Below are 26,856 nucleotides of genomic sequence, written 5' to 3'. Positions count from 1 at the left end.
CAGGGTTATCGGCCTGCGGTGGCGCGGTCGAGGATCTCGTGGGCGCTGCGCGCCACGGCCGCGTCGATGAGCCGTCCGTCGGCGGTGACGGTCACGCCGGAGCCGTCGCGTTCGGCGGCGGTCAGCCGGTCGACGACGTCGCGGGCGGCGGCCACCTCCTCGTCGGTCGGTGTGAAGACCCGGTTGACCACCGGCACCTGGGCGGGGTGGATGGCGGTGCGGCCTCGGAAGCCCTGCCGCAGCAGGAGCCGGCTGGTCTGTTCGAGGCGGTCCGGGTCGCGTAGGGCCGTTTCGGTGGGGCCGACCGGTGGGGCGAGGCCGGCGGTGGCGCCGGCCAGCACCACGCGGGAGCGCATGGGCCACAGTTCGGTTTTGTCCGGGCCTGGTTGCAGGCGCAGTTCGGCGGCCAGGTCCGCTTCGCCGAGGCCGAGTCGGACCACTCGGCGGGCGGCGGCCACCGCGTCGGCCCGCCATACTCCCCCGGCGGTCTCCAGGAGGGCGAAGACCACCAGGGAGCCGGTCGGTAGGCGGTGGGCGTGTTCGGCGTCGCCGAGCTGCCGGTCCACCTCGGCGAGCAGGTCGACGTCGGCTTTGGGCACTACCACGCCGGTGAGGCGCGGTCCGGCGATCGCGGTGATGTCGGCCGCCGGGGTGTCGGCGTTGACGCGTACCCACCATTGGGGGCCGGCGGGCGCGTCGGCGAGGAACGTCGCGACGGTGTCGCGGGCGGCGCTCTTGTGCGCGGGTGCGACGGCGTCCTCCAGGTCGAGGATGCAGGCGTCGGCGCCGCGGGTCGCGGCGCGGGCCAGCTTGTCCGGCTGGTCCCCCGGCACGTAGAGGTAGCTGCGGGCGATGGGCGGGGACGTGCCGACGGCGGTCATGGGCGGGTCGGGCGGGACAGGTATCGGCCGCGTGGCTGCCCGACCACGGTGCCGTCGCGCAGGATCTGCTCGCCGCGCAGGAACGTGTCGGTGACCCGGGCGGTCAGTTCCATGCCCTCGAACGGCGTGTACTCCTGCGCGGAGAGCGACTCGTCGGCGCGCACGGTCCAGGTGTGGTCGGCGTCGACGAGGCAGAAGTCGGCGTCCAGGCCCTCGGCGATGGCGCCCTTGGTGGCCAGGCCGAAGCGGCGGGCCGGTGCCCACGAGGTCAGTTCGGCGACGCGGGCGTAGGACAGGCCGCGTTTGGTGCCTTCGCTGATCAGGCCGGGCAGCAGGTATTCGGCGCCGCCGAAGCCGGACTTGGCGACGAAGATGTCGTCGTCGGGTTCACCGAACTTGACTTCGGCGCGGCAGCAGGCGTGGTCGCTGACGACCCAGTCGAGTTGGCCGTCGAGCAGGTGCGCCCAGAGCGCCTCGACGTCCTCGCGGGGACGCAGCGGCGGGTTGACCTTGCCGCCGAGGCCGTAGGCGGTGTCGATGTCGGCCAGCAGGTGGCCGATGGTGACCTCGCGGCGGAAGTCGACGTGCGGGAACGCCTGTGCCATGCGGATCGCCGCGTCGACGGCCTTGGCCGAGGACAGGTGCAGCAGGTTGATGGTGGGCAGGCCGGTCTCGTGGGCGAGGTACGCGGCGATGCTGACCGCCAGGCCCTCGGAGTGCGGTGGGCGGGAGGCGCTGTACGCGGCCAGGCCGGTGAGGGTGCCCTCCTGCTCGACCATGCGGGTGTACGCGGACATGATCTCGGCGGTCTCGCAGTGCAGCGACAGGGAGATCTCGTCGGCGAGTTCGGGGAAGCGTTCGCGGGCGGCCTGCACGCCGCGCATGACGAACTCGAAGTGGGCGTAGTCGTAGCGGGCGTCGGGCGGGATCATCAGGAACGAGCTCTGGTCGGCGGAGCGTCCGTGTAGGCCGTGGCCGCCGTAGAACATGAAGATCTTGAACGAGGTGATTCCGTGTTCGCTGACGAGGTCGGGGATCTCGTCGATGTGTTCGGCGGTCATCGGCGCTACGTGGAAGGCGTAGTCGACCCAGGAGCGGTGGTCGGTGGCGGCGCGGACTTCGGGGAAGAACTCGCCGTACGGTCCGCCCCGGTTGAGGTAGTACTGGCCGGTGCGGATGTAGTTGATGGCGGAGGTGACGCCGCCCTGGGCGCAGGCGCGGCTCTCGGTGCCGGTGTCCTCGGCCAGTGGGTGGTAGATGCCCCAGTGCTGGTGGGCGTCGACGACGCCGGGGAAGGCGAGCTTGCCGCCGCCGTCGACGACGGTGGTCGCCTCGGTGGCGTCGATGTTCGGGGCGAGGTGGGCGACCCGGCCGTCGCGTACGCCGATGTCCAGCGCCGCCGGCTGCGCCTGGTCGTGTCGCACCACGCGGACGTTGCGCACTACGAGATCGAAGGGTTGCATGTTGTGCTCCTGATGGTCGGCGGGCGACGGGTCGCGGGCGGGTCAGTCGGTGACGGTGCGCAGCCGGGTCAGTGGGCGCAGCAGGTCGGCCACGTCGGTGACGGCGGCGAGGTCGGCGACGGCGGCCACCACCTTCTCGGCGGTGTCCGGGTCGAGGCGACCGGCGACGTTGTCGTGGAACTTCATGGCCAGTTCCGTGTCGGACAGTGGTCGTTGCGGGCCGCCCCGGTTGGTGAGGACCTCTTCGCGCCAGGTCCGGCCGTCGTCGGTGCGGACGGTCACGATGGCGGGGAACTGGTAGGGGAAGATCTTGGTGCATTCGTCGTCGGCGACCACGTCGACGCGGGCCATCAACGCGCGGCGGGCTGGGTCGCGGGCCAATTCGTCGGTGAAGTCGCCGAGGCCGAGGCCGAGTCCGCCGCCGCCGAGTAGGCCGGCGACGACGGCGTACGGGCCGCTGAACTGGGCCTGGTAGCCGGTGTCCGGGGTGCGTTTGGTGTCGATGGGCTGGCCGATGGTGCGGATGACGGCGGCGGGTACCCGCAGTTCGATGTGGTCGATACGGTCGACCGGTACGTCCTGGGCGCGCAGGGCCAGGCCGGCGTCGATGGCGGCGTGGGTGAAGTGGTTGGCCGGGTAGGGCTTGAAGAAGATGTCCGGCACTGCCCAGCGTTCGCCGAGTCCGTCGGTGACCTGGTCGTGGTCGGCTTCGCCGCGCAGGAAGGCGGTGAAGAAGCCGAATCGGCCTTCCAGCACGGTGGGTGGTCCGGTGAAGCCGCGTCGGACGAGGTCGGCGGCGGTGACGGCGCTGTGTGCGGCCCAGCCGCAGTGCAGCCGTTTGACGGTGCCGCCGGTGCGGTTGGCCTCGATCACTCCGGCGGCCATCGAGGCGGTCACGCCGAGTACGTCCAGCAGGCCGTCTTCGTCGAGGCCGACGAGCATGCCGGCGGCCACGGCGGCGCCCATCGCTCCGCAGATGGAGGTGGCGTGTTGGCCGTGTTCGAAGAACACCGAGTTGTTCAGCGCGGGGTCGTAGCCGGCCATGCCGAGGCGGACGGTGACCTCGATGCCGACGGCGACGGCGGTGGTGAGGGCGGTGCCGTCGGCGCCGGCGGCCTGGGCGGCGGCGAGGGCGGCCGGTACCACGGCGGCGCTGGGGTGCAGTACCGACGGCAGGTGGGTGTCGTCGTAGTCCAGCGAGTGGGCCAGGACGCCGTTGCCGAACGCGGCCTGCGCGGCGGGTACCGCGTCGGGTAGGCCGACGACGTACGCCTGGGCGCGTCCGCCCTGCTCGGCGACGTGTTCGAGGGCGGCGTGGCTGGTCGGTAGCCGGTGGGCGGCGACGCAGAGGCCGAGGATGTCCAGGACCCGTTGGCGCACGCTGGTGACGACCGGTTCGGGCAGGGGTGCGGTGCGGGCGTGGGCGGCGAACGCGGCGAGTTGCCGGGCGAGGGTCTGCTCAGGCATCGACGACCACCGCCAGCGGACGCACCGGCGAGCCGGTGGCGCCGAAGATGGCCAGCGGTGAGAGCACGAACAGGAACTCGTGCACTCGGGCGGCGGCGAGTTCCTCCAGTGCCATCGTCTCGATGATGTAGACGCCGCGTTCGACCAGCAGCACCCGGTGTGCGGGCAGGACGCTGTGTCCGGCGCCGGGGCGTAGGCATTCGAAGGCGATGGTGTCCGCGCCGGCGGCGTGGACGCCCTGGTCGGCGAGCCAGGTGGCGCCGGCCTCACCGACGCCGGGTACGCCGCTGTCGTGGCCGACGAAGCGGGTGCGGTCGGCGTCGTCGAAGTGTCGGCCCCAGCCGCTGCGGATCAGCACCACGTCGCCGGGGCGTACCGGGGTGCCCTGCTGTTCGGCGGTGCGGGTCAGGTCCTGCGGGGTGATTTCGTAGCCGGGTACGCAGCCCTCGGGGGTGCCCAGCGCGGCGGGCACGTCGAGCAGTACACCGCGGCGCACCATCGGGGCGATGGTGTGGGCGCCCAGGTCGGCGAAGCGTCCGCCGCGTCCGGCGTCGGCGGCGTCGGCGCCGTCGTACAGCCGTCCGTCCTGGGAGACGTGGGAGAAGGCGTCGATGTGGGTGCCGACGTGGGTGCCCATGGTGATGATGTCGTTGGCGGCGGAGCCGCCGTCGACGCGGACCGCGTCGCCGTGCCGGCGCGGCAGGGCGTGCCAGAACGGCGGGTGGTTCGGCGACTGGGGCATGCCGATGCTCAGGCGGCGGCCCAGGTCGTAGACCCGGGTTCCGGTGGCCACGGCGGCCAGCAGTGTCTGCGTTCCGCTTGCCGGGCTGGTGGTGGTGCTCATGGTGGTCACGGCATTCCTTACCTTCGTGGTGGCGGCCGTCAGGCCACGATCTCCCGGTCGCGCAGGTCGGCGACGGTGTCGGGGGTGCAGCCGAGTTCGTTGACGAGGAGATCGTCGGTGTCGGCGCCGAGGGGTCGGCCGGTGAAGCGGATCCGGCCGGGGGTCTCGGACATGCGCCACAGGACGTTGTGCATCAGGACCTGACCGAAGTCGGGGTCGGGGACGTCGACGACCATCTCGGCGGCGCGGACGTGCTCGTCGGTGACGATGTCGCGGGCGTCGTAGACGGGGGCGACGGCGGCGCCGGCCTCGTCGAAGGCCCGCATCACCTCGTCGCGGGTGCGTTCGGCGATCCATCCGCCGACGTAGGAGTCGAGCAGGTCGGCGTGTTCGGCGCGTTGGCGTCCGGAGGCGAACCAGGGTTCGTCGACGACCTCGGGGTGTCCGACGAGGCGCAGGACCCGTTCGGCGATGGTCTGGGCGCTGGTGGAGATGGCCACCCAGGAGCCGTCGCGGGTGCGGTAGGTGTTGCGGGGCGCGTTGTTGGTGGAGCGGTTGCCGTGCCGTTGGCCGATGATGCCGAGCTGGTCGTAGACGGTGGGTCCGGGACCGACGGCCATCATGATCGGTTCGAGCAGGCTGAGGTCGACGACCTGGCCCTTGCCGCCGTTCTGGTGGCGGGCCCAGAGCGCGACCATGGTGGCCGAGGAGGCGGCGATGCCGCAGATGCTGTCGGCCAGGCCGAACGCCGGCAGGGTGGGCGGGCCGTTCTCGTCGCCGGTGAGGTGGGCGAAGCCGCTCATCGCCTCGGCGAGGGTGCCGAAGCCGGGCCGGTGGGCGTAGGGGCCGCGTTGGCCGAAGCCGGAGATGCGGACGACGACCAGCGCCGGGTTGATCTCCAGGAGGGTGTCGGGGCCGATCCCCCACCGTTCCAGGGTGCCGGGCCGGAAGTTCTCCACCAGCACGTCGGCGGTGGCGGCGAGGCGGCGCAGCAGGTCGGCGCCTTCCGGTGTGGACAGCTTGAGTCCGAGGGTGCGCTTGTTGCGGGAGATCTCCTTCCACCACAGCGGTACGCCGTCCTTGGCGTGGCCGTGTCCGCGCATGCTGTCCCCGGCGACGGGGTGTTCGACCTTGATGACGTCGGCGCCGTAGTCGCCGAGGATCTGGCAGCACAGCGGTCCGGCCAGGATCGTCGAGGCGTCGATGACGCGCAGGCCGGTCAGCGGTCCGTCGTGCACGGGAGCCCCCATTTCATGTCGTTCGCATCAAGCGAACGGTGTTTCGCTCAGCAGAATAGTTTGTTGTCAGGTGTGGGGTCAACGCACCGCCCTCACCGCCCGGCGGCGCGCAGCGCCCGTCGACCACGCAGCACCACCGCGGCGGCGAGGGCGGCCACCACCGCCACGACCGCGCCGGTACGTGCGGAGAACGCGTCGCCGAGCCAGCCGTGCAGGATCGCCGCCGCCGGGCGGATGCCCAGGAAACACATCGACCACAGCGCCATCACCCGGCCCCGTACCTCGTCGGCCAGGCCGTGCTGCATGGTGGCGTTGACGTCGCTGACCGCCAGCAGGTAACCGGCGCCGCCCACGGCGATGCCCACCGTGGCCATCACCGGCCCCGGACTGACCGCCAGCACCGCCATCCCGACGCCCAGGGCGGCCACCCCGACCGCGCCGGTACGGCCACTGCCCATCACCCGCCGCAACCGGCCCACCCAGCCGGCGATCAGCGCCGAACCGAGCCCGAAACAGGTGATGAAGATGCCCACCATCAGCTCACCGCCGCCGAAGCCCTCGGCGAACAGCGGCGACAGCGTGTTGATCGGCTCCATCGCCAACCCGATCAGGGCCACCGCCACCAGGCAGCGCACCAGTTCCGGCCGGTGGCGGACGTAGGCGACGCCGTCGAACACCCCCAGCCGACGCTTGCCGGTTCCGGGTTGCGCCCGGGGCAGCCGTACGCCGGTCAGCGCCAGCGCGAACACCAGGAAGCTGGCGGCGTTGACGGCGAACGCGGCACCGGCCCCGACCAGCGCGTACGTGGCCGCCCCGGCCACCGGACCGATCGCCCGGGACAGGTTGAAGGTCAGCGAGTGCAGCGCGATGGCCTGCGGGACGTCGGCGCGTCCGACGATGTTGGGCACCAGCGCCTGGGCCGCCGGCCCGGTCACCGCCTGCCCCACTCCGGACAGTCCCACGAACGTCAGCAGCAGCGGGGCGTTGAGGGCGTCCAGGAACGCCAGCACCGCGAGCACCGCGGCGGCGGTCCCGCCCAACGTCTGCCCGACGATGATCAGCAGCCGCCGGTCGACCCGGTCGGCCACCGCCCCGATCACCGGCGCGAGGACCAACTGCATCGCGAACTGCAACGCGGTGACCAGCCCCACCATGAAGGCGGAGCGGGTCAACGCGAAGATGGTCAGGATCGCCGCGACGTTCTGGAACCAGGTGCCGGTGTTGGACGCCAGCGACCCGAAGAAGTACGGGCCGAAGCGGCGGTCCCGCAGCAACGCGAGCGCGCCGCGACCGACCTCCTCGGCCGACGCGTCGGGCGGGCGGTCAGCCTGCGGCACCCGCGCCACCCAGGCCGTACCCCTGCGGTGTGCCGGCCGTCAGCGAGGTCCACACCGACTTCGGCCGCAGGTACAGCCGCGCCGCCTCGGTGCCGTTCTCCCGCCCGTACCCGGACAGGCCCACCCCGCCGAAGGGCACCAGGTCCGACAGCACCCGGTACGTGTTGATCCACACCGTGCCGGCACGGACCTGCCCGGCGAACCGGTGCGCCCGGGCGATGTCGGCGGTCCAGACCCCGGCGGCCAGCCCGAAGTCGGTGTCGTCGGCCAGCCGCAGCGCCTCGGCGTCGTCGCGGAACGACGACACCGCCAGGACCGGGCCGAAGACCTCCTCGCGCAGCAGCCGCGCCTGCGCGTCCAACCGGTCGAAGACCGTCGGCGGCACGTAGAAACCGTCGCGCAGCCGCTCGTCGTCGGGCAGGGCGGCCTGCGCCACCAGCCGCCCGGCGGCACGGGTCTCGGCGATGAACTGCGCCGTCTTGTCCCGCTGCGCCGAGGTGATCTGCGGACCCAGGTCGGTGTCGTCGTCGAACGGGTCACCGACGCGCAGCCCACGGACCCGCTCCGCGACCCGGTCGAGGACCTCGTCGTAGACGGACTCGTGCACCACCAGCCGGGAACCGGCGATGCACATCTGTCCGCAGGAGGCGAAGACGCCCAACACCACCGCGTCGACCGCCCGGTCCAGGTCGGCGTCGCCGAAGATGACCTGCGGCGACTTGCCGCCCAGTTCGAGGGCGACCGGGGTCAGGTGCGCAGCCGCCGCGCGGGCGATCGCCTTGCCGGTGTCGTGGTGCCCGGTGAACACGATCAGGTCCACGTCCGGATGCGACACCAGCGCCGCACCGGTCTCCCGACCGCCCGGCAGCACCGCCACCAGTTCCTCGGGCACACCGGCCTCGGCCAGCAGCCCGGCCAGCCGCAGCGCGGTCAGCGGGGTCTCCTCGGCCGGCTTGAGTAGGCAGGCGTTGCCGAACGCCAACGCCGGAGCGATCTTCTTGGCGGCGAAGAAGAACGGCACGTTCCACGGGATGACCCCGGCGACCACGCCGTGCGGCTCCGGCACCGTGTACGTGTGGTACTCGACGCCGACCGGGATGGTCTCCCCGCGTACCTGCTCGGCCCAGCCGGCGTAGTAGCGGAAGCTGCCGGCCGCCCGGCGCACCTCCCGCCGGGTGTCGCTGAGGATCTTGCCGGTGTTGCGGGTCTCGATCTCGGCCAGTTCCTCGACGGCGGCCTCGATGAGGTCGGCGACGGCGTGCAGGATCCGGCCACGTTCGCTGCCGGTGCGGCGGGCCCAGGCCGGTTGCGCGGCCCGCGCCGCGCGGACCGCGGCGTGCACCTCGTCGGGCGAGGCGGGTGCCACCCGGGCCAGGACCCGGGCGTCGATCGGGGAGACGACCTCAGCCATCACTGGTCCCTTCGTCAGCGGCCGGGGTACGCGCCCGGCGACCCGGGTCCATCGACCCGGTTAGGTGTTCGGGCACCCAGACGTCCAGCACCGCCGGCACCCGGTCGCGCTGCACGGCGGCGCGGGCCCGGTCCAGGGCGGCGACCAGGTCGGCCGCGCGCACCACCCGCTCGCCGTGGCAGCCCTGCGCGCGGGCGTGCGCGGCGAAGTCCGGCGACGGGGTGAGGTGACCGCCGAGGACCGTGGGCTCGGCGACGGCCAGACCGTCCGGATAGTGCGCGGCCAGCGTGGTGGTGCCGGTGCGGTACCCGCCGTTGTTGACCACGACGGTGACCACTGGGGCGTCGTGCTGCTGCTGCAACCACAGGCACGAGTCCGGCGAGCCGAACAGGTAGGAGCCGTCCCCGGTGACCGCGACCGCGTGCGCGCCACCGGCGGCGATGCTGGCGCCGGTCGCCGCCGCCACCGACCAGCCGAGGCTGGAGCCGCCCTTCTCGAACAGGGTGCCCGGCTTCGTGCGGCGCACCGCCGTGGTGTCGAAGACCTCCCAGGTGAGCAGGTCGTCGGGGTGCAGGTGCGCGTCCAGCGCCGCCGCGATCAACGCGGGGGTGGGCACACCGCCGGCCGCTCCCGTGCCGGCGGTGTGCCGCTTGGTGCCGACGCCCGGTGGCCGCTCGCGGCGCTGCCGCACGGTGTCGGCGTCGCCCGACGCGACCTCGCCCAGCACCGCGGCCAGGAACGCCGCCGGGTCGGCGGTGGTACGGGCGTCGGCCCGCAACTCGTACAGCGGGACCCGGCTCTCGATCGGGTCGGGTCCCACCCAGCCGATCCACGCGTCGTCGGCGGGCCGTTCCACCGCGGGCATCCACGGCACCGGGTGGTCCAGCACGACGACGACGTCGAACTGGTCCAGCGGCGCGCTGGTGTGCCACGGGTTGTCGTCGGGCAGGTTGACCCGGTAGCGGGAGGCGCGTACCTCCACGCCCAGGGTGTGGGCCAGTTCGGCGAGCAACTGCACCGCGCGGGGGTTCTCGCCGACCCGGTCGGTGACCACCACCGGGCGGCGGGCGGTCCGCAGGCGGCGGGCCACCTCGCTGACCACGCCGGGGTCGCCGGGGCCCAGCGTCGGCACACCGAGCGCCTGGGCGCTGGGGACGCGGTCGCCGACGGGCACCGGGTGACGTCCCACCTCCTCCGGCATCGCCAGATAGACCGGTCCGCGTCGGGGCGCCAGGGCGACCTGCAGGCCCCGCGCCACGACCAGCGCGGCGTCGTCGAGGGCGGAGAGCTTGTAGTCCCACTTGACGTACTGGCGCACGATCGCGCCCTGGTCCCAGCGCTGCTGCTTCCAGAACACCGGCGAGGTGCGCGACTGCGCGGTGGTCGGCGGATACCCCGACATGATCATGATGGGGTGGTCGCCCCACATGGCGTTGTGGATCGCGCCGCCGTGGTGCAGCAGACCGAGGTCGGCGTGGGCGGCCGTCATGCTGGGTCCACCGGAGACCATGGTCTCGCCCATCGCTGCGGTCAGCGCGACGTGCTCGTGCGGGCAGGTGATGATCTCCGGGCTCGGCTCGCCCTTCTGGCGGGCCTGCGCGCCGGCCTCCTGGAAGGAGGTCAGCTCGGAGCCGCTGTTGAACCAGAGCCGGCGTACGCCGCTGGCGGCCGCCGCCGCGAGGACCGCGGCGGCGCCACCGACGGCGGCCGGGTCGGCCGTCACAGCTCCCTCGCGCGGGCGAGGTAGTCCGGGTAGATCAGCTTCTCGATCGGCGCGGCGGAGTTGACCAGCTTGGCCTTGACCAGGCTCTCCTGGCCGGTGAGCCAGGTCTGCGGGTTCATCTGCAGGGTGTTCTCCGGGCCGGCGGCCTGCCAGCTCTCCACCAGCAGCGGCAGCTCGGCGCGGGCCTGGGCGGCGTCCGCCTCCGGGTTGTACTTGCGCAGGTCGTTGATGACCTGCTCCCAGTTCTCCTCCTTGCTGGCGTAGTCGATGGCCTTGAGCACACCGGCCAGGAACCGCACCGGCATGTCGCTGTCCGACTCGACCATCTTGAGGCTGGTGTTGTACGAGTCCGAGGGCATCGGCGCGTGCTCGTCGGTGCTGAAGAAGACGACCTCGCCGATCTCCTTCTGGATGGTGGCCCGGTCGGTGTTGACGCAGATCCAGGCGTCCACCTCGCCCCGGCGCGCCAACTCGTACGCGGCGGTGCCGACGCCGGTGACGGGACGCTGCACCGACCCGGGGTCGATGCCCGCGTTGATCAGCATGACGTCGAGCAGGTTCTCGGTGGCGCCGCCGGTGGAGACGATGCCGCAGGTGCGTCCGGCGAGCTGGGCCGGGCTGCGGATCGGGTCGTCGGGCAGGGACACCACCTCGAACTGCGACTTCTGCCGCACGCTGGCGATGCTGACGAACGGTGCGTCCTCGTTGGCCACCGCGATGATCGCGTTGATGCCGTTGGCGCGGGTCATGTCGGCCGAGCCGCCGAGGACGGCCTGGATGGCGGTGGCGGTGCCCTGCCCGCCCTTGATGTCCAGGTTGAGGCCGTGCTCGGCGAAGTAGCCGCGCTCCTTGGCGACCATCGTCTCCACGAAGCTCAACGTCAGGCCGGAGGCGGTCATGTACGAGCCGTTCAGGCTGCCGTCGGCGTTGACCTGGTTGTCGTCGCCGCCGCAGCCGCTGAGCATCAGGGTCATGCCGCCGGCGGTGGGCAGCAGCAGCCCGGCGGAGGCGCCGAACCGCAGGAGCGAGCGCCGGGAGACCGGCGCGCCGAAGGAGGGGTTATGTGTCACGGAGGACTCCCGGGGCGAGGAAGGTACGGATGGGTGACGGATTCGGGCAAGGAGAGGTCCGCCAGTGCCGCGTCGCGGCGCCGACCGGGTCGTGTGGTGTGTCAGGTGAGGGCCGGGCCGTCGGTCAGGGGCGGCGGCGCGGCTGCACGGACTCGTGCCAGGGGATCAGCAGCCGGCGGGCGCCGGTGACGATGCTGTAGAGGGTGAAGCCGAACAGGGCCATGATCAGGATGGCGCCGAACAGCTTGTCGACCTGGAGGTTGTTCTGCAGGTTGACCGCGTACCGGCCGAGGCCCTTGTCACCGCCGAGGTACTCGCCGACGATCGCGCCGATGGTCGCCTGGACGACCGCCAGCTCCATGCCGGCCAGGATGAAGGGCATCGTGTACGGCAGGTCGGCCTTCCAGAACCGTGTCCACCGCGACGCCTTGAGCGTCGTCATCAGGTCGTGCATGGAGCCCGGCACCGAGCGGACACCGAACGAGGTGTTGATCAGCAGCGGGAAGAAGGCCAGCAGCGCGGCGATGACCACCTTGGACGAGGGGCCGAAGCCGAGCCAGAGGATGAACAGCGGCACCAGCGCGACCTTCGGCACCACCTGGGTGGCGACGATGAACGGCCGGACGATCCGGTCGAACAGCGGCGACTTGCCGATCATCAGGCCGAGCCCGACGCCCAGCACGATCGCCAGCGCCAGACCCATCATGACCTCGTAGAAGGTCGTCCAGATGTGGGTCCGCCAGACGAACGGGTCGACGATCTGCTCGCTGAACGCCTTGAACACCGCCTCCGGCGGCGGCAGCACGAACCGGGACAGGTCGGTGACCTCGACGTAGATCTTCCACGCCACGAGGAACAGCGCGATCAGCAGGGGGCTGGTGTAGAAGGACAGCCACCGGTTGTTGCGCAGCCGCTCTTTCCAGGTCGGCGGTGGTGGCTTCAGCAACTCTTCGGCGGAGGGTGTCGGCGCCGTCTGGCGCTCTTTAGTGGCAGTCACTGTGCGGCACCTCGGTATGCGGTCAGGCCGAGACGGCGGATCGGTTGTCGGGGTCCTGCACCGCGCCGATCTGCCGACGCAGCTCGGCGGCGAGATGGCGGAACTCGGCGGTCTCGGTCATGTCGATGGTGCGCGGCCGGGGCAGCGTCACCTCGGTGATGGAGTGGATGTGGCCGGGCTTGGTCCCCAGCATCACGATGCGGTCGGCGAGGAACACCGCCTCGGAGACGGAGTGCGTCACGAAGACGACCGTCTTGCGGTTCTCCAGCCAGATGCGCTGCAGCTCGGAGTTCATCATGTCGCGGGTCTGCGCGTCGAGCGCGCCGAACGGTTCGTCCATCAGCAGCACCTGCGGGTCGTGCGCCAACGCGCGGGCGATGGAGACCCGCTGGCGCATGCCGCCCGACAACTGGTGCGGGTGCTTGCCCTCGGCCTCCGGCAGGCCGACGAGTTCGAGCATCTCGCGGACCCGCGTGGTGCGTTCCCGGCGGCCGACGCCGGCCATCTCCAGCGGCAGGGCCACGTTGGCGGCGGCGGTCCGCCAGGGCATCAGGGTGGCCTCCTGGAAGACGAAGCCCAGGGGGCGGTCGCCATCGGACCGCGTGCCGTGGTCGAGGCTCACCCGGCCGACGGTCGGGCTCTCCAACTGACCGATGATGCGCAGCAGGGTGGTCTTGCCGCACCCGGACGGCCCGAGCAGCACGACGAACTCACCGTCGGCGATGTCGAGCGAGACGTCGCTCAGGGCGAGCATCGACTGCCCGCCGGCGCCGGCGAAGACCTTGCTGACGCCCTCCACTTTGATCGCACTCATGGGCTACCCCTGTCACCGACCGGCCCGCGTTTGATCGCGAGATTGTTCGCTTGTGCAGTACGCCGTTCTGTTGGTGCGAACGTAAGCTATGTTCGGCGGCAAGGTCAATGGCCTGTAGGACCCGACTCGGCATCATCGATCCGGATCAATCCCCTGATTTGGGAGAAAACCTCATGAAGTACCCCCCGCAGCGGACTGCGGTGCTGGTCATCGACATGCAGAACGACTTCTGCTCCCCCGCCGGAGCGATGGCGACGCTCGGCGCCGACGTCGGTGTCAACGCCGACCTGGCCCGCCGACTGCCGGAATTCCTGGACCCGGCGCGGACCGCCGGCTGCCTCGTGGTCTGGGTCCGCCAGGCCGCCCACGACCAGCTCGTGTCGCCGGCCCGACGGGCGCGCGCCGAGGCGATGGGCCGCAGCCCGCTCAGCGTCTGCGCGGCCGGCTCCTGGGGCGCCGAACTCGCCGACGGGCTACGCCCCGCGCCCGACGACTGCCACCTGGAGAAGACGCGCTACAGCGCCTTCGTCGGCACGCCCCTGCACAACCTGCTGCGGGCACACGAACGCGACCACGTGGTGGTGGTCGGCACGGCGGCCAACGTCTGCGTCGACTCGACCGTGCGCGAGGCGTACATGGCCGACCTGGCCGTCACCCTGCCGACGGACATGGTCGGCTGGACCCGCCCGGACCTGGCCGAGCCGGCGATCCGCAACCTCGGCTTCTACTTCTGCGAGACCACGACCTCGGCCGAGCTGCTGTCGACCTGGTCGCCCGAGGCACGCGCCACCTGACGACGGGGGCTGCGACGCTTCGCCGGCGCGGCCGGAGCCGTCTCCGCCTGCTCCGGGGCGGGCTGGTAGCCCAGCTCGGCGCTGACCTGGCGGGCCGCGTCGGCCACCAGGTCGCCGTACTCGGCCAGCAGGCGCGCGGAGAAACGGTCCTGCGGGCCGCACAGCGACAACGACCCGTAGACCTCGCCGGAGGCGAGCCGGATGGCCGCCGCCACGCTCGCCGCCCCCGCCTGCCGTTCGCCCCGGCTCACCGCGTAGCCCTGCCCGCGTACCGCCCGCAGGTCCTCCCAGAGCTGCTCGACCGAGGTGATGGTGGCCGGCGTCATCGACACCAGCTCGTGCGTGGACAGGTATTCGGAGACCTCGGCGTCGGGCAGCGCCGCCAGGATCGCCTTGGACGACGAACCGGCGACCAGCGAGTGCCGGGAACCGAGCGTGACCGACATCCGGATCTCGTGCGGCGAGAGCACCTGGTCGGTGTAAACCCGCACCCAGCCCTGCCGCATCGACAGCGTGGCCGTCTCGCCGGTGATCTCCACCAGCCGCCGCATGTGCCGGTTGGTGGTCGCCTGCACGTCGACGGCGCGCAGCGCGGCCAGACCGGCGGCCAGCGCGCCCGGCCCCAGCCGGTAGCGCCGGGTGGCCTCGTCGAAGGTCACGAACTGGTTGGCCGTGAGCTCCTTGAGGATGCGGTGGGCCACCGCCTTGGGCAGGCTCAGGTCCCGCGCGACGGTGGAGACCCCGACCATCTCGGGGCTGCGTTCGGCGAGCAGGTCGATCACGGCCAGCGCGCGACCCAGGCCGCTCGCGGTGTAACGGTGGCCGTCCGCTGGCTCACTCACCGGCACCGCTGACTCCATTCGACCGTGACCTCTCGTGCGTGCCGTCGGGCGGCACTTCGCGGGTGGCACCGGCGTGCGGCGCCTAGTGCTGGATCCCGAGCATACTGACCCGCCGTAGATACGCTCGGGCCTCCTCGGCGTTGTCGGCCACGGCCCGGAGCCGGACCAGCCGCTCGCGGCGCCCCGCCAGGTCCGCCGCGTCCGCCGAGGTGCGGTTCTCGGTGGTGGTCGGCTGCACGAAGCGTTCGGCGATCGAGCGGCGTCGTTGCGCGTACGCGGTGGTCGCGGTGTCCTGGTCGGACTCGGCCAGCGCCGCGGCCACCGCCATCGCGTCGTGGATGCCGGAGTTCAGGCCCATGCCCCCGGTGGTGCTGCTCAGGTGGGCGGCGTCGCCGGCCAGCAGGACCCGGCCGATCCGGAACGAGTCGGCCAGTCGTTGGTGGCTGCGGTACATCTGGTGCTGGTGCAGCGGCAGCAGCCCGTCCGGCGGGGTCGGGGAACCCAGCAGCAGTTCCACGGCGGCCAGGAAGTCCGGGTGGGTGCCGGTCGGCGGTTCGTCGTCGACCCCGGTGTTCGTGGACAGCGCGGCGCGCCAGATGTCCGGGGTGCGGATCAGCGAGAACCGGCCGCGCGGGCCGGACCAGTAGCCGACCTCGCTGAGATCGGGCACCGCGTCCTCGAACCGGAACGGCGTGGCCACCACCAGGCTCATCGACGGGTACGTGAAACCGGGGAACGGCACGTCGAGCAGCTTGCGGGCGATGCTGTGCGCGCCGTCGGCGGCCACCGCCCAGCGACACGACACCGTACGCCGCTCGCCGTCGACGGCCACCTCCAGCTCCACGCGGGTGTCGTCCTGGCGCAGCCCGACCACCTCGTGGCCGAACCGCAGGTCCACGTTCGGTGCCTCGGCGACCGCCCGACGCAACTGCCGGACCAGCTTGTACTGCTCGTACTGGAGCCGGAACGGGTAGCGGGTCTCGCCCTCCAGCAGGTCGTAGGAGAACTGGGCCGACTCGGTCAGCTCCAGGTCGCGGTAGTCCAGCCGACGTACCCGGACGGCCTCGGCGAGCACCGGCGCGGCCAGGTCCAGCTCGTCGAGCAGTTCGAGCGTGGGCGGGTGCACCGTCGAGCCGCGCCACTCCGAGCGCACCTCGTCGTGGCCCTGTTCCAGCACGACCACACCGATGTCGTAGCGGGCCAGCGCGAGGGCGGTCACCATGCCCACCGGTCCGCCGCCGAGGACGACGACCGGTGCCTCCACCGGGTGGCTTGGCGGCACGTTCACTCCTTCCGGCCGGCGGTCCCGCCGGCGATCTGCGTCGTGTCGGTGGCGGCCAGGACGTCGGCCAGGTGTCGCAGCGCCGGACTCGGTGACTGCGCCGCCAGGTGCGCGGCCCCGGCGGTCCGCATCGCCTGCCAGGCGCCGGCCAGGTTCGAGGAGAGCAGCGGCACGGGCGAGCGCGGCACGACCTCGTCGAGCACGTCCAGGCTCGGCGCGCCGGTGCCGGTGAGCAGCACCGCGTGTCCGTCGGCGGCGGTCGCGTCCAGGGTGTCCAGCACGCGGTGCACGGTGTCGCCGACGGTGGTCGAGGTGAGGTCGTAGATGGCGCCCGTGCCGGGCACGGCCACCACCTCGGTGACGGTGCGGCCGGTCGCCTGCCAGTACGCCGCCGCCTGCGCGGTGAGCCACTGCGGGTACGGCGACACCAGGGTCAGCGACCGTACGCCGAGCCGGTCGAGCATCTGCCGTACGGCGCTCGCGGCACCGACCACGGGGCTGCCGAGTCGATCGCCGGCGGCCCGGTCGACGTGGTCGGCGTCCTGGCGCCGGTAGTAGCAGCCGGTGCAGGCGACGTAGGTGGCCCCCAGTTCCAGTCCGCGCAGCGTGGCGGCGGTCTCCGGGAGCAGGTCGGCGTACCGGTCCAGCCGGTCGGCGAGGGAGCCGTCGACGACCGGGAGGCGGGCCACGTGGTAGCGCAGTCGTGGTGGCAGCAGGCGGCGCAGTTCGGGCTCGACGGTCGGGTTGGCCGGCGGGACGATGACGCCCAGAGCGGTCTCGACCACGACACCCCCATCAGAATGTTCGACTGAGCCGTACGCCGTTCGACGTACTGGAACGATAGGGGTTGCGGCGGGACATGGTCAACCCACCCGACGGGCGCGTCCGCGCACGCCAGGGCAGGGATGAGGAGCGGAACGGGTCAGAGACCGCCGCCGACGCGCAGCACCGCACCGCTGGTGTAGGAGGCGTCCGGGCCGAGCAGCCAGGCGATGGCGGCGGCGACCTCGTCGGGTTCGCCGGGACGACCCAGCGGGATCCGCCCGGCGGCCCGCTCGGGCCGGTCCGGCTGCCCGGAGAGGGCGTGGATGTCGGTGCGGATGATGCCCGGGGCCACCGCGTTGACCCGGATCCCACGCGGGGCCAGTTCCTTGGCCAGACCGACGGTGAGCGCGTCGGTGCCGGCCTTGACCGCGGCGTAGTGGACGTACTCGCCGGGACCGCCGAGGGTGGCGGCGACCGAGGAGATGTTGACGATCGCCCCGCCGGCCGTCATCCGCCGGGCCGCCTGCTGCGCGCAGAGCACGTAGCCGACCAGGTTGACGTCGACCACCTCGCGCAGGTCGTCCAGGCGCAGCTCGGTGAAGGGACCGATCGGGCTGGTGACACCGGCGTTGTTGACCAGGCCGGTCAGCGGGCCGAGGGCCTCGGCGGCGTCGAACAGGGCGGCCACCTGGTCGGGGTCGCGGGTGTCGGCGGGCACCGCCACGGCGCGTACCCCGGTGGCGTGCAGCTCGGCCACGACGGCATCGGCGGCAGCGTGGTCGCGCCGGTAGCCGAGGGCGAGGTGGTGGCCCGCGTGGGCCAGCCGCCGGGCGGTGGCCGCGCCGATGCCGCGCCCGCCGCCGGTGATGACGGTGACCTGTGCCATTGATCGTCTCCCCTGCCCCCGAGCCGGTGTCGGCGACGTTACCGGGGCGCTCACGGGCCTCGGTAGCCGGGTGTGGTCGAGGACACGGCCGGTGACCGGGCGTGGCATACGCTCGGGCGACGACGGTGTCGAGTGAGGAGCGCGCATGGCGGGTGTGGGTGTCGGGGATCTGGTCGAGGACTTCGCGCTGTCGGACGAGACCGGCCGTCCGCGGCGGCTGTCGGAGTTCCTGACGGACGGGCCGGTGGTGCTGTTCTTCTATCCGGCCGCGATGACGCGCGGCTGCACCGCGCAGAGCTGCCACTTCCGTGACCTGGCGGCGGAGTTCGCCGCGGTGGGCGCGCAGCGGGTGGGCATCAGCCGGGACCCGGTGCAACGGCAGGCCGAGTTCTCCCGCCGCAACGACTTCGACTTCCCGCTGCTGTCCGACCCGGACGGCGCGGTGGCGGACCGCTTCGGGGTACGGCGGCGGCTGCCGCTGGGCGCGTTGAGCACCCGGCGGATGACCTTCGTGATCGGCGTCGATCGACGTGTCGTCGAGGTGGTGCACAGTGAACTGGACATGAACCGGCACGCGGACCGGGCGCTGAAAGCGTTGGGGGGCTGATCTTCACGGTGTCGCCGGGTGCTGGTATCAAGGCAGGCGACTGAACACGTGTACGACGGATGAGGGAGCGCGATGGGTGCCGCTGGCCAGGGTTTGTCCGATGACGAGGTGCGCGGCATCCGGGAGGCGTTGGCCGCGGGACGCAAGCCGAAGGTGGTGTTCACGGCCTCGGCCGGTCAGATCGCCGGGCAGATCGGCCAGGTGGTCGAGCTGACCGACCCGGCGGTGTCCGACGAGTACGTGGTGGTGCGCTTCGGCCGCGACGAGCTGCCGTTCTCCCCCGCCGACGTGGCGGTGGCGCCCCGGGGCGTCGGCCGTAAACCGGCCGAGACGAAGGTGGAGCCGGCACCGGTCGAGCCGCCGGTGGCGGAGCCGGAGTTCGTGCTGGACCGGGTGCCGCAGCCCCGGCGGGAGGAACCGGTGCGACAGGAGGAGCCGAAGGTGGAGACGGTCGAGGCCAAGCCCGCTGCGCGGCGGCCGGTGAAGGCGGCCAAGCCGAAGGGACCGGCCGGGTTGACGGTCACCCTGGCGTACGCCGAGGGCGAGTGGACGGTGGCCGCGCAGCAGGGCGGCAAGGTGCTGGCCAAGCCGTACGTGCTCAAGCCGGCCGAGGCGCTGCGGATGGTGGCGCTGGTCGACGTGCCCGGTGTGCACGAGGCGGTGGAGCAGATCCTGGCGTCGGAGCGGTCCGAGGCCGAGCGGCAGGCCGAGAAGCTGCGGGCCGAGCTGGCCGAGATCGAGGCCCGGCTGGCGGAGCTGCGCGAGGCCAGCTGAGGCAGGTGCAGGTGAGCGTAGGGCCCGGGACGCAGCCGTCCCGGGCCCTACGTATGTCGTCGCCGGGTCAGGCGGTGACGGTGCTCGGCTCGTGCCGGACCGGGAAGTTCACCGAGTTGGCGATGAAGCAGACCCGGTGCGCGTCGTCGTGCAGCGCGGTCGCGGTGTCGGTGTCGGCGGGATCGGCGAGGGTGACCCGGGGTTGCAGGACGACCTCGGTGAAGTGGCCGCTGCCCGTCCTGTTGTCGGTGGTCATGCTGCCGGTGGCGGTGTCGACGTAGTCGGTGACGACGATGCCGTTGTCGGCGCAGAGGTGCAGGTAGGCCAGCATGTGGCACTGCGACAGCGCGGCCAGCAGGAGCTGTTCGGGGTTCCAGCGGGTGCGGTCGCCCCGGAAGGTCGGGTCGGAGCTGCCGGCGATCGGGGGTGGGCCGTCGGCGGTGACGTCGTGGTCGCGTCGGTAGGCGCGGTAGCCACTGGTGCCGGTGCCGAGGTTGCCGGTCCAGGTGACGGTGGTGCGGTAGGTGTGCTGGTGAGGCATCAGGTCATGGTGCCGGATCGGCCCGGGACGTGGGGTCCCGGGCCGATCCGGTCAGTGCTGCGGGATGTGCTTGACGCCGATGCGCTTGCGGAACACCCAGTACGTCCAGCCCTGGTAGGCCAGCACGATCGGGGTGAAGAACACCGCGACCCAGGTCATGATCCGCAGGGTGTAGGGGGTGGAGGCGGCGTTGGTGGCGGTCAGCGTGCCGGCCGGGTCCAGCGTGGAGGGCAGCACGGTGGGGAACAGCGCGGCGAACAGGGTCGCCACGGCCAGTCCGATGGCCAGCGCGGTGCCGGTGAAGGCCCAGCCCTCGCGCCGGACCCGGGCGGCGGCGAGGCCGCCGAGCAGGGCCAGGGCGGCGCCGGTGGCGAGCACCACGGCGGCGGTGCTGGAGCGGATGGTCAGGGTCCAGGTGAGGAACGCGACGGCGAGCACGGCGCTGACCACGCCGAGGCGTACGGCGAGGGTGGCGGCGCGGCCCCGGATGTCGCCGACGGTCTTGAGGGCGATGAAGACGGCGCCGTGGGTTCCGAACAGCGCCGCGGTGGTCGCGCCACCGAGCAGCGCGTACGGGTGCAGCAGGTCGACCAGTCCGCCGACGAACTCGTGGTCGGCGTCGAGCGGTACGCCGCGCAGGATGTTGGCGAAGGCCACGCCCCACAGGATCGCCGGGATGAGCGAGCCGAAGAAGATGGCCTTGTCCCAGCGGCTCTTCCAGGACGCCTCGGGGCGCTTGTGGCGGTACTCGAAGGCGACACCCCGGGCGATCAGGGCCAGCAGGATGAGCAGCAGCGGCAGATAGAAACCGGAGAAGAGGGTGGCGTACCACTCGGGGAAGGCGGCGAACATCGCGCCTGCGGCGGTGATCAGCCAGACCTCGTTGCCGTCCCAGACCGGCCCGATGGTGTTGATCATCACGCGGCGTTCGCGGTCGTCGCGTCCGAGCACGGGCAGCAGCATGCCGACGCCGAAGTCGAAGCCCTCCAGGATGAAGTAGCCGGTGAACAGCACGGCGACGAGGAGAAACCAGATGGTGGTCAGTTCCACGGTGGGGCTCCGGGTCAGTAGGCGAACGCGAGCGGGCGGTCCGCGTCGTCGTCGGTGTCGTCGGGTTCGGGCGCGGGCGTGACGTCGGGTACGCCGGCCTTGGCGTACCGGATCAGCAGTTTGACCTCGACCACGGCGAGGACGGCGTAGATGATCGTGAAGGCGGCGAAGCTGGTGAGCACCTCGCCCAGGGAGACGCTGCGGGACACGCCGTCGCGGGTGAGCATCTCGCCGAAGACGATCCAGGGCTGGCGGCCCATCTCGGTGAAGATCCAGCCGAAGGAGTTGGCCAGCAGCGGCAGGACCGGCATGACCAGGCCGGCGCGGAGCAGCCACGTGCCGCGCGGCGTGCGGCCCCTGCGCTGCGACCAGAGCACCAGCAGGGCGATGGCGGCGGCGGCGAGCCCGAAGCCGATCATGAAGCGGAAGCTCCAGTAGGTGACCGGGATGATCGGGGTGTAGCTGCCGGGGCCGTACTGGGCGGTGTAGAGGGCCTGGAGGTCGTTGATGCCGTGCACGGTGCCGTTGGGGTCGCCGGTGCCCAGGTACGACAGCAGGTACGGGATCTTGATGGCGAACAGTTCCCGGCTGCCGTCGAGGCTGCCGATGGTGAGTACGGAGAACGAGGCGGGGCTCTCGGTGTCGTACAACCCCTCGGCGGCGGCCATCTTCATCGGCTGCACCTCGGTCATGATCTTGCCCTGGATGTCGCCGGTGATCACCACGACGGCGGCGGCGACCAGGGTGACCCAGGAGCCGAAGCGGGACGCGAACCGGTAGGCCGGGGTGTCCTCGCTGTCGGGGCGGCGGATCAGGTGCCACAGGGCGACCGCCACCAGCAGCGACCCGGCGACCAGGAAGGCACCGGCGATGGTGTGCGGGAAGGTGATCAGGGCGACCTTGTTGGTGAGCACGGCGACGAAGTCGGTCAGCTCGGCGCGCCCGGTCTCCGGGTTGATCCAGTAGCCGACCGGGTTCTGCATGAACGAGTTGGCGGCGAGGATGAAGTACGCCGACAGGTTCGTGCCGATCGCGGCGGCCCAGATGCTGGCCAGGTGCAGGCGCTTGGGCAGCCGGTCCCAGCCGAAGATCCACAGGCCGATGAAGGTGGATTCGAGGAAGAAGGCGACCAGTGCCTCGATGGCGAGGGGTGCGCCGAAGATGTCGCCGACGAAGCGGGAGTAGTCGCTCCAGTTCATGCCGAACTGGAACTCCTGCACGATGCCGGTGACCACGCCCATCGCGAAGTTGATCAGAAACAGCTTGCCGTAGAACTTGGTGAGCTTGAGGTACTTCTCGTCCCCGGTGCGGTGCCAGAGGGTCTGCAGGATGGCGACCAGGACGGAGAGTCCGATGGTCAGCGGTACGAAGAGAAAGTGGTAGACGGTGGTGACACCGAACTGCCAGCGGGCGACGTCCAACGCGTCCACCTGCGACCCCCAGGGCTGCTGATACTACAAGACGTAGTAAATACTACAGCCCGTCGTACGGCGATCGGCAGAGGCGGGGGACCCGAACCGCCCCGGGACCAATGACCCTGCTCACCTCCGCCGGGCGGCCCCCCTGTCCGGCGGAGGCGGGTCCCGCCGTGCGACCATCACCGGCTGTGGACCACGCCCACTCCCCCTGGCAGCCGCCGCTGATCTGGCGTACCGCCCAGACGCTCGCCCGCGTCGTGGTCGGCGCGCTGGCCCGGCTGGAGGTCACCGGCGACATCCCCGCGCACCTGCGCGACGGGCCGCTGATCCTGGCCGCCAACCACATCAGCCCGTTCGACCCGATCGTGCTCGCCGCCGCCTGCCGCAGCCGCCGGGTGGCACCCCGGATCATGGCCACCGGCGGACTGTTCCGCGCCCCGGTGATCGGCACCGCCATGCGGCGCGCCGGGCACATCCGGGTCGACCGGGGCACCACCGGCGTACACCGGGCCCTGGACGACGCCGCCGCCGCGGTCGCCGGGGGCGCGCCGATCCTGGTCTATCCCGAGGGACGGATCGGCCTCGACCCGGGCCTGTGGCCCGAACGCGGCAAGACCGGCACCGCCCGGCTCGCCCTGACCTGCGGCGCCCCCGTCGTGCCGGTGGCGCAGTGGGGTTCGCACGAGGTGCTGCCGTACCGTGCGCCCAAGGGCCTGCTCGGCGGCGTCGCCCGCGCGCTGCTCCGCCGCCCCACCGTGCGGGTGCACTTCGGCGACCCGGTCGACCTGGCCGACCTGCGTGCGGGTACGCCCGGCGTCGCCCGCCAGGCCACCGACCGGATCATCGACGCCCTCACCGACACCCTCGTGCCGCTGCGCCCGGACGAACCCGACCGGCCCCGGCACGTCGACCCGGGCCGACCGGTGGACACCAGCCGCTCCCACCGGCGCCGCCCCGCCACCGGCTGACCCGCCCGGGCACGGTGCGCGCCGTCGGCCTGTCGGGTGCGGATCAGCCGGCCTGCTGGATCGCGCGCAGCACCTCGGTGACCGCCGACGCCACCGGCGCGACCGGCGTCGCCAGAGCCGCCAGGCGCTGCAACAACGCCGTCACCCGCGCCGGTTCCGGATGCGGCCGGGCCAGCTGCGCCCGCAGCTCCGTGGCCACCGCGCGGGCCGGGTCGTCCAACTCGTCCCGGTGCCGGTCGAGCACCTCCACGAGCCGGGTCACCAGCGCCGGGACGTCCACGCCGGGCGCCGTGGCCCAGAGCGCGCCGCCGACCGCCGACGCGCCCGGGCCGACGGCCTGGTTACCGACCTGACTGACCCCGCCGGACTGCTGGATGCCGTAGTTCGCCGACGTCTCCGACATGCGCCTCTCCCCCTGTGTCTCATGCCGGCCGTGGCCGCTCACCGCCACCGGCCGGTGCCGGCGGTCCCTGCTGCTCGGCCCGGGCACCGGACCCGACCGCCTGGTTGCCGACCACGCTGAGGCCGCCGGTCTGGACGATGCCCTGGTTGAGGATCGTCATCTGGCGGCTGCGGAACTCGGCGGTGTCCAGGCCCCGCTCGTCGAGGAAGTCCACGATCGCGGCGAGGACGTGCCGCTCCACCACCTTCAGGTGCTTCGCCGCGTCGAGCACCTGGAAGTAGTTGTGGTAGTCGGTGCCGGTCGCCAACTCCCGCACGCCGACCCGGGCGCCGTGGTCGTACCCGAGGTCCTCGCGGGCCAACCGCCGTAGTCGCGCCTGTCGCGCCCGGTGCCGCAGCGCGTGACCCAGGTCGGTCAGCAACCGGCCGGCGGCGCCGACGGCGGTGGGCACCAGCCGGTCGGTGGCGACCGCGAGCATCTGCACCAACTGCCGCGCCGACATCCAGTCGGTCAGCCGGTCCACCTCGTGGTATGCCCACCGGGGCGGCTCCAGCACCGTGCGGGCGCACTCCAGATAGAGCAGCTTGCCGTCGGTGGAGAAGTGCAGGAACGTGCCCGCCACCACCTCCGCGCCCCAGGACGGCACCAGCGCGCACAGGTAGTGCCGGGCCGCACCCTGCGGGTTCGCGGCGACCTGGCGGACCTCCTCGGCGGTGAAGCGCTGACGCGGCGCCCGTTCCTGGTCCGGCAGCAGCCGAGGGTCGCCGGTCAGCAGGTGGCCGCCGACGAAGACCCGGTCCTCCAGCGTCAGCCCGGCCAGCCGGTCCGCCCCCAGGCCGGCGTCGAGCGAGGCCAGCCGCCCGCGTACGTGGTCGATCAGCTCCAGCACGGTGAACGGGGCCGGCTCCGGCCGCTCCGGTCGGCTCAGCCCGGTGACGTGCTCGGCCGGGCGGATCGGCAGGGCGAACGACCACCCGGCCACCGGTGTGCCGTGCCCGACGAACGGCACGTATCCGCCGTAGACGGTGACGTTGCCGTGCTGCGCCTCGTCCACAGCGGCCAGCCGGTCGGCGTACCGGGACGGCAGGGACACCTCGTCGGGCGCCGTCGCCAGGAACCGGTCCCGGCGCAATCGGGTCACCAGCAGCCAGCGGGTGCCGTGCAGGTGGATCGCGAGTGCCAGGAACGCGGCGATCCCGGCCGGCAACGCCAGCCATGGCCGCCCGATCAGCCACCCGGCCGGGCTGGACCCCACGACGGTGACCAGCTGGAACCGGATCAGCAGGACCAGGGCGCTCAGCGCGACGACGATCATGCCCAGCAGCGGACCGAGCATCCGCTCCCGGGCCGGGCGGAACGGGGTCAGGGAGGTGCCGACCCGCATCGCGCCGATCACCAACAGGGTCCACAGCGGGGCGAGCAGCACCGCCAGGCCACCGAAGACCAACAGCCGCAGGTCCCGGCGACGACGCCGGTGGCGGGCCACCAGGCAGTGGCGCAGCACCGGCGAGACGTCGAAGCCCACCGAGGGTGCCACCGCCCGCAACTCGTCGCCGAGCACCTCGTCGAGCACCCGCTCGGCGAACCGCTCGTCGGTGTGCGCGGCCACGCACAGGTAGCGGGTCGCCTCGCTGGTCACCGGCGGGGACGCCGGGCGTTGCCCGGGCACCGTCGGCGGATCCGTCCGTGCGGTCATCTCGGCCATCCCCCGTCCACCCGACGCGGGCTCGCGCCGGATCGCATCGTGGCCACGGCCAGCACCGAGCCGTAGACCAGACCGGCGAGCGGCGCGCCGACGATCGTGGTGTTCACCCACCAGTGCGGGTCGCCGTGCAACACCAGGTCGTCCGGGACGAGCAGCAGGCCGACGAGGCCCCCGGCGAACGCGGCGAGCACCGCCGTCACGGTGACCGCGCCGAGCACCGCGCACGCCCGAAAGGTCGCCGACGCCGTCGGCCGGTCCCCCATCCGGCGCAGCAACCACACCGTGCCGGCGACGAACAGCAGCGTGCGCAGGTTCTCCGCCAGCCAGTACCCGACCATGCTGGAGCGTTCCGGTTCCAGGTCCCACCGGGCCCAGGTCACGCCGTAGAGCAGGGCCCGCAACAGCTCCGCGGTCAGCCCCGCCAGGCCCTCGCCGGTGGGCAGGTCGGCCGCCCACCCCCGGAGCAGTTCGGCTCCCCACCGGCTGCCGGCGGCCAGCACCGCCACCACGAACAACCAGACGCCGCCCGGCACCGGACGCGGCCGTGGCGACTCATGCGGCGGGGTCATCCGGGGCGGCAACGGGTCGACCGGATGCGCGGTCAGTGTCGACCGGGGCGCCGTCGGCGACCCGGGCTGCGCGAACGGCTGCCACGGCATCACCGCCACATGGTGACCGTTGCACACCGGATCCACGCGGTCACTGTCCGGAATCCGGCACCGCAGGCGGGTACGCGCCGGTCACCGGTCGGTCGTCCGCCGGCCACCGGCGCCGGGCATACTGCGCTGCGTGCCATCCGGTCACCCGTACCTCGACGCCCCGACGCCGCTGGCCTTCGCGCACCGGGGTGGTGCCGCCGACGGCGACGAGAACACCACGGCGGCCTTCGCCCGCGCCGTCGAGCTGGGTTTCCGGTACGTGGAGACCGACGTGCACGGCACCGCCGACGGCGTCGCCGTGGTCTTCCACGACCACACCCTCGAACGGCTCACCGGGCAGCGGGGGCGGCTGTCCGCGCTGCGCTGGGCCGACCTCGCCACGGTACGCGTCGGCGGGGCCGCCGCCGTGCCCCGCCTGGACGAGGTCCTCGACGCCTGGCCGCAGGTGCGCTTCAACATCGACGTGAAGTCCGACCCCGGCGTGGCACCGACGGTGTCCACCGTGGCGCGGGCCGGCGCCGGTGACCGGGTGTTGCTCGCCTCCTTCAGCGACGCCCGGCTGACCCGGCTGCGCGCCCTCACCCACGGGCGGGTCGCCACCAGCCTCGGCGTACGCGGAGTGGCCCGGTTGCGTTGGGCCTCGCTGACCGGTCGGCCGCTGCGGCTGCCGCCGTCGGTGGTGGCCGCGCAGGTGCCGGTGCGGTTCGGCCGGATACCAGTGGTGGACCGCCGCCTGCTGCGCACCGCCCATCGACTCGGGTTGCAGGTGCACGTCTGGACGATCGACGAACCTGCCGAGATGCACGAGTTACTTGATCTCGGTGTGGATGGCATCATGACCGACCACGTCGGCGTGCTGCGCGACGTCTACCGCAGCCGCGGCCACTGGGCCGCCTGAACACCCCGGGCAAAGGACC

26 protein-coding genes are annotated in these 26,856 nt (G+C 72.4%); 5 read left to right on the top strand and 21 right to left on the bottom strand.

The window, feature by feature from the left end; genetic code table 11:
- Window positions 1-5: 5 nt before the first annotated feature.
- The 11 genes from ABT008_RS06975 to ABT008_RS06925 form a co-directional block, all read right to left on the bottom strand.
- Entirely contained in the window at window positions 6-881 is an 876-nt protein-coding gene (locus ABT008_RS06975; protein ID WP_350694345.1) for an HpcH/HpaI aldolase/citrate lyase family protein, read from the bottom strand.
- Entirely contained in the window at window positions 878-2,344 is a 1,467-nt protein-coding gene (locus tag ABT008_RS06970) for a dihydroorotase (RefSeq protein WP_350694343.1), read from the bottom strand. Before ABT008_RS06970 ends, ABT008_RS06975 begins: the two co-directional genes overlap by 4 nt.
- 42 nt (window positions 2,345-2,386) lie before the next feature.
- Window positions 2,387-3,811 carry an MmgE/PrpD family protein gene (locus ABT008_RS06965; protein WP_350694341.1) on the bottom strand — a complete coding sequence of 475 codons (1,425 nt, stop codon included), beginning with the start codon at window positions 3,809-3,811 and terminating at the stop codon, window positions 2,387-2,389.
- Window positions 3,804-4,655, bottom strand: a complete 852-nt coding sequence (locus ABT008_RS06960) for a cyclase family protein (protein WP_350694931.1) — start codon at window positions 4,653-4,655, stop codon at window positions 3,804-3,806. The genes ABT008_RS06965 and ABT008_RS06960 overlap by 8 nt, the downstream gene beginning before the upstream one ends.
- Window positions 4,656-4,693: 38 nt before the next feature.
- Window positions 4,694-5,905: a CaiB/BaiF CoA transferase family protein gene (locus tag ABT008_RS06955; protein ID WP_350694339.1), complete on the bottom strand. Its 1,212-nt coding sequence runs from the start codon at window positions 5,903-5,905 to the stop codon at window positions 4,694-4,696.
- Between the two features lie 80 nt (window positions 5,906-5,985).
- Window positions 5,986-7,230: an MFS transporter gene (locus ABT008_RS06950; RefSeq protein WP_350694338.1), complete on the bottom strand. Its 1,245-nt coding sequence runs from the start codon at window positions 7,228-7,230 to the stop codon at window positions 5,986-5,988.
- Window positions 7,217-8,641 (bottom strand): aldehyde dehydrogenase family protein, encoded by a 1,425-nt coding sequence (locus tag ABT008_RS06945; protein ID WP_350694336.1) that lies wholly within the window; start codon window positions 8,639-8,641, stop codon window positions 7,217-7,219. The genes ABT008_RS06950 and ABT008_RS06945 overlap by 14 nt, the downstream gene beginning before the upstream one ends.
- Window positions 8,634-10,364, bottom strand: coding sequence for a thiamine pyrophosphate-dependent enzyme (locus ABT008_RS06940; protein ID WP_350694334.1), 1,731 nt, complete (start codon window positions 10,362-10,364; stop codon window positions 8,634-8,636). The genes ABT008_RS06945 and ABT008_RS06940 overlap by 8 nt, the downstream gene beginning before the upstream one ends.
- Window positions 10,361-11,434, bottom strand: a complete 1,074-nt coding sequence (locus tag ABT008_RS06935; RefSeq protein ID WP_176094144.1) for an ABC transporter substrate-binding protein — start codon at window positions 11,432-11,434, stop codon at window positions 10,361-10,363. The genes ABT008_RS06940 and ABT008_RS06935 overlap by 4 nt, the downstream gene beginning before the upstream one ends.
- Window positions 11,435-11,558: 124 nt before the next feature.
- Window positions 11,559-12,431 carry an ABC transporter permease gene (locus ABT008_RS06930; protein ID WP_350694331.1) on the bottom strand — a complete coding sequence of 291 codons (873 nt, stop codon included), beginning with the start codon at window positions 12,429-12,431 and terminating at the stop codon, window positions 11,559-11,561.
- Between the two features lie 22 nt (window positions 12,432-12,453).
- Window positions 12,454-13,245 (bottom strand): ABC transporter ATP-binding protein, encoded by a 792-nt coding sequence (locus ABT008_RS06925; RefSeq protein ID WP_350694330.1) that lies wholly within the window; start codon window positions 13,243-13,245, stop codon window positions 12,454-12,456.
- Between the two features lie 173 nt (window positions 13,246-13,418).
- Here ABT008_RS06925 and ABT008_RS06920 point away from each other — a divergent pair, with 173 nt between their 5' ends.
- Window positions 13,419-14,039: a cysteine hydrolase family protein gene (locus tag ABT008_RS06920; RefSeq protein ID WP_350694328.1), complete on the top strand. Its 621-nt coding sequence runs from the start codon at window positions 13,419-13,421 to the stop codon at window positions 14,037-14,039.
- Here the strand turns inward: ABT008_RS06920 and ABT008_RS06915 are convergent.
- The 4 genes from ABT008_RS06915 to ABT008_RS06900 all read right to left on the bottom strand — a co-directional run bounded on the left by ABT008_RS06915 (window position 13,970) and on the right by ABT008_RS06900 (window position 17,814).
- Window positions 13,970-14,881 carry an IclR family transcriptional regulator gene (locus ABT008_RS06915; protein WP_350694326.1) on the bottom strand — a complete coding sequence of 304 codons (912 nt, stop codon included), beginning with the start codon at window positions 14,879-14,881 and terminating at the stop codon, window positions 13,970-13,972. The two genes, ABT008_RS06920 and ABT008_RS06915, sit on opposite strands and share 70 nt — an antisense overlap.
- An 82-nt stretch (window positions 14,882-14,963) precedes the next feature.
- Window positions 14,964-16,163 carry an FAD-dependent oxidoreductase gene (locus ABT008_RS06910; protein ID WP_350694324.1) on the bottom strand — a complete coding sequence of 400 codons (1,200 nt, stop codon included), beginning with the start codon at window positions 16,161-16,163 and terminating at the stop codon, window positions 14,964-14,966.
- Window positions 16,164-16,165: 2 nt separating this feature from the next.
- Window positions 16,166-16,948: an aspartate racemase/maleate isomerase family protein gene (locus ABT008_RS06905; protein ID WP_350694322.1), complete on the bottom strand. Its 783-nt coding sequence runs from the start codon at window positions 16,946-16,948 to the stop codon at window positions 16,166-16,168.
- A 137-nt stretch (window positions 16,949-17,085) separates the two neighbouring features.
- On the bottom strand, window positions 17,086-17,814 hold the full coding sequence (locus ABT008_RS06900; protein ID WP_350694320.1) for an SDR family NAD(P)-dependent oxidoreductase: 729 nt from the start codon (window positions 17,812-17,814) through the stop codon (window positions 17,086-17,088).
- Window positions 17,815-17,959: 145 nt separating this feature from the next.
- On the opposite strand from ABT008_RS06900, the gene ABT008_RS06895 reads away from it, so the two are divergent.
- Window positions 17,960-18,421: a peroxiredoxin gene (locus tag ABT008_RS06895; protein WP_350694318.1), complete on the top strand. Its 462-nt coding sequence runs from the start codon at window positions 17,960-17,962 to the stop codon at window positions 18,419-18,421.
- Between the two features lie 72 nt (window positions 18,422-18,493).
- Window positions 18,494-19,195 (top strand): hypothetical protein, encoded by a 702-nt coding sequence (locus tag ABT008_RS06890; RefSeq protein WP_350694316.1) that lies wholly within the window; start codon window positions 18,494-18,496, stop codon window positions 19,193-19,195.
- 67 nt (window positions 19,196-19,262) lie between these two features.
- Here ABT008_RS06890 and ABT008_RS06885 read toward each other — a convergent pair whose 3' ends face one another.
- The 3 genes from ABT008_RS06885 to ABT008_RS06875 are packed head-to-tail and all read right to left on the bottom strand — an operon-like array spanning window position 19,263 to window position 22,216.
- Window positions 19,263-19,736, bottom strand: coding sequence for an OsmC family protein (locus tag ABT008_RS06885; protein WP_350694314.1), 474 nt, complete (start codon window positions 19,734-19,736; stop codon window positions 19,263-19,265).
- 51 nt (window positions 19,737-19,787) lie between these two features.
- Entirely contained in the window at window positions 19,788-20,786 is a 999-nt protein-coding gene (cydB, locus tag ABT008_RS06880; protein ID WP_350694312.1) for a cytochrome d ubiquinol oxidase subunit II, read from the bottom strand.
- Between the two features lie 14 nt (window positions 20,787-20,800).
- A complete protein-coding gene (locus tag ABT008_RS06875) occupies window positions 20,801-22,216 on the bottom strand; it encodes a cytochrome ubiquinol oxidase subunit I (protein ID WP_350694311.1) in 1,416 nt (471 codons plus the stop codon).
- A gap of 176 nt (window positions 22,217-22,392) precedes the next feature.
- Here ABT008_RS06875 and ABT008_RS06870 point away from each other — a divergent pair, with 176 nt between their 5' ends.
- Window positions 22,393-23,172, top strand: a complete 780-nt coding sequence (locus tag ABT008_RS06870) for a lysophospholipid acyltransferase family protein (protein WP_350694309.1) — start codon at window positions 22,393-22,395, stop codon at window positions 23,170-23,172.
- Window positions 23,173-23,215: 43 nt separating this feature from the next.
- On the opposite strand, the gene ABT008_RS06865 is transcribed toward ABT008_RS06870, so the two are convergent.
- From ABT008_RS06865 to ABT008_RS06855, 3 genes are read right to left on the bottom strand one after another with little or no spacing between them, the layout of a single operon-like run.
- Entirely contained in the window at window positions 23,216-23,575 is a 360-nt protein-coding gene (locus ABT008_RS06865) for a hypothetical protein (protein WP_131052273.1), read from the bottom strand.
- Window positions 23,576-23,594: 19 nt separating this feature from the next.
- Window positions 23,595-25,271, bottom strand: a complete 1,677-nt coding sequence (locus ABT008_RS06860; RefSeq protein WP_350694308.1) for an AbeC-like domain-containing protein — start codon at window positions 25,269-25,271, stop codon at window positions 23,595-23,597.
- Window positions 25,268-25,942: a hypothetical protein gene (locus ABT008_RS06855; RefSeq protein ID WP_350694307.1), complete on the bottom strand. Its 675-nt coding sequence runs from the start codon at window positions 25,940-25,942 to the stop codon at window positions 25,268-25,270. The genes ABT008_RS06860 and ABT008_RS06855 overlap by 4 nt, the downstream gene beginning before the upstream one ends.
- A gap of 127 nt (window positions 25,943-26,069) precedes the next feature.
- On the opposite strand from ABT008_RS06855, the gene ABT008_RS06850 reads away from it, so the two are divergent.
- Window positions 26,070-26,837, top strand: a complete 768-nt coding sequence (locus ABT008_RS06850) for a glycerophosphodiester phosphodiesterase family protein (protein ID WP_350694306.1) — start codon at window positions 26,070-26,072, stop codon at window positions 26,835-26,837.
- Window positions 26,838-26,856 lie beyond the last annotated feature (19 nt).

The sequence above is a fragment of the Micromonospora sp. NPDC002389 genome (assembly GCF_040296095.1).
In the GTDB taxonomy this organism is placed as follows: Bacteria; Actinomycetota; Actinomycetes; order Mycobacteriales; family Micromonosporaceae; genus Micromonospora.
The sequence above is the reverse complement of the archived record's forward strand: the minus strand, read 5'-3'. Positions and strand labels throughout refer to the sequence as shown.